Genomic DNA, 2,628 nt, shown 5'->3' on the forward strand with positions numbered 1-2,628 from the left:
CGGGGCCGGCTGATGGAGGCCGCGCGGGATGACGGGGCGATGCTCGCGGTCCGTGCCACCGAGGCGGATGTTCTCGGGCTGCTGGCCGGCTTCGCCGGGCGGGTGGATGTCGCGGCGGTCAACGGACCGGGTGCTGTGGTGGTGTCCGGGGATGCGGACGCGATCGAGGAGCTGGCTGGGGAGTTTGCCGGCCGTGGGTGGAAGTCGAAGCGGCTGGCGGTCAGTCATGCGTTTCATTCCGCGCATATGGATGAGGTGCTGGAGGAGTTCACCGCGGTCGCTTCGTCACTGACCTTCGGACTGCCAAGGGTTCCGGTCGTGTCGAATGTGACCGGTCGGGTGGCGACGGGCGAGGAGCTCGCGGATCCGGGTTACTGGGCCCGGCACATCCGTGGAACCGTCCGCTTCCACGACGGGCTGACCACCCTCGCCGCCCAAGGCGTCAGCACCTACCTCGAACTGGGACCGGACCCGGTCCTGACCGCCATGGTCCAAGAAGCCCTGGCATCACCGGAACTCACCGCGGTCGCTGTTCTGCGTGGGGGCAGGGACGAGGAGCGTTCCGTGCTGGGCGCCCTGGCCACCGCCCACACCGCCGGCACCGAGATCGACTTCACCTCATTCCTGCATGATGGTCGCCGCGTTCCGCTGCCCACCTACGCCTTCCAGCGCAAACGCCACTGGATAGAGACGGGCGCTTCCGCCCTTTCCGAAGCCGCACCCGAAGCCGCAGACGTAGCCGTCGACGTATCCGTGGACGAGGAAGAGCCGGCCGGGCGGCGTGCGGAGTGGGCCGAACGCCTCGCCGGGCTTTCCGAGCGTGGGCGCCACGAGCGGCTGACCGGTCTCGTCGCCCGGCTCACCATGGACATCCTCGGGTACGAGCACGCCGGCGAGATCGACCCGGCACTGCCCTTCAAGGACCTGGGCTACAACTCCCTGACCTCGGTGGAACTGCGCGGCCGTCTCGTTACCGAGACCGAGCTGTCTCTCCCCGCCACCCTCCTTTTCGACTTCCCGACCCCCGACGCCCTGGCCGCGCACCTGGCCCAGGAACTGCTCGGCACCGCCGACACCATCGCCATGCCCGGTGTGCCGTTCGTTGGTGGTGATGACGGTGATGAGGGTGCTTTGGCTGTGGTTGGTATGGCTTGTCGGTATCCGGGTGGGGTGTCTTCGCCGGAGGAGTTGTGGGGGTTGGTGTCGGGTGGTGTCGACGCGATTGGTGTGCTGCCTGAGGACCGTGGCTGGGATGTGGAGGGGATTTATGATCCCGAGCGCGGTGTGAGTGGGAAGACGTATGCCCGTCATGGTGGGTTCCTGTACGACGCGGCGGAGTTCGATGCGGAGTTTTTCGGGATCAGTCCGCGTGAGGCGGCGGCGATGGATCCGCAGCAGCGGTTGCTGCTGGAGACGTCGTGGGAGGCGTTGGAGCGGGCGGGTATTGATCCGCAGGCGTTGCGGGGGAGTGATACGGGTGTGTTCGCGGGTGTGATGCAGCAGGATTACGGTCCGCGGTTGCATGAGCCGGCGGAGGGGTTCGAGGGGTATCTGCTGACCGGTGGGTCGTCGAGTGTGGCCTCGGGGCGGATCTCGTACACGTTGGGCCTGGAGGGTCCGGCGGTGACGGTGGACACGGCTTGTTCGTCGTCGTTGGTGGCGTTGCACCTGGCGGCGCGGGCGTTGCGTGGGGGTGAGTGCTCGCTGGCGTTGGCCGGTGGGGCGGCGGTGATGGCGACGCCGGGCATGTTCGTGGAGTTCTCGCGGCAGCAGGGGCTGGCTCCTGACGGGCGGTGCAAGGCGTTCTCCGACTCGGCCGACGGAACCGGCTGGGCGGAGGGTGCGGGTCTGGTCGTTCTGGAGCGGTTGTCGGACGCCCGGCGCAACGGTCACCAGATCCTGGCCGTCATCCGGGGCAGTGCTGTCAACCAGGACGGCGCCTCCAACGGTCTGACCGCGCCGAACGGTCCGTCGCAGCAGAGTGTGGTGCGTCAGGCGCTGGCCGATGCCCGTCTCACGCCTGCGGATGTGGATGCGGTGGAGGCGCACGGCACGGGTACGAAGCTGGGTGACCCGATCGAGGCGCAGGCACTGATCGCCACCTACGGTCAGGAGCACACCGCTGAGCAGCCGTTGTGGCTCGGCTCGCTGAAGTCCAACATCGGCCACGCCCAGGCCGCCGCCGGGGTCGGCGGCGTCATCAAGATGGTGATGGCGATGCGCCACGGCGTACTGCCGCGCACCCTGCATGTGGACGAGCCGACCTCGCACGTCGACTGGTCGGCCGGTGCGGTGTCGCTGCTGGCCGAGGAGCAGGTGTGGCCGGAGTCCGGGCGTCCGCGCAGGGCGGCCGTCTCCTCCTTCGGCATCAGCGGAACCAACGCACACATCATCCTGGAGCAGGCCCCCGCAGCTGATCCACACCCCGTGATGGATGAGTCCGACGACCTGGTGGATTCCGACTTGGTTTCGGTTCCGTGGGTGTTGTCGGGTCGTACGGGGGCGGCTTTGCGTGGTCAGGCTGCGCGTTTGCTGGCTCATGTGGAGGCGGTTCCGGAGTTGGCTGTTGGTGCTGTTGCGCGTTCTTTGGTGACTTCGCGTGCGGCTTTTGAGCATCGGGCTGTGGTG

At 67.9% G+C, this 2,628-nt stretch carries 1 protein-coding gene; it reads left to right on the forward strand.

From position 1 onward, the window contains the following. Positions 1–2,628: beta-ketoacyl synthase N-terminal-like domain-containing protein (locus tag ACZ601_RS39050; protein ID WP_469546998.1), on the forward strand; the 2,628-nt coding region annotated here is incomplete at both ends.

This window comes from Streptomyces sp. NPDC104307 (assembly GCF_055584045.1).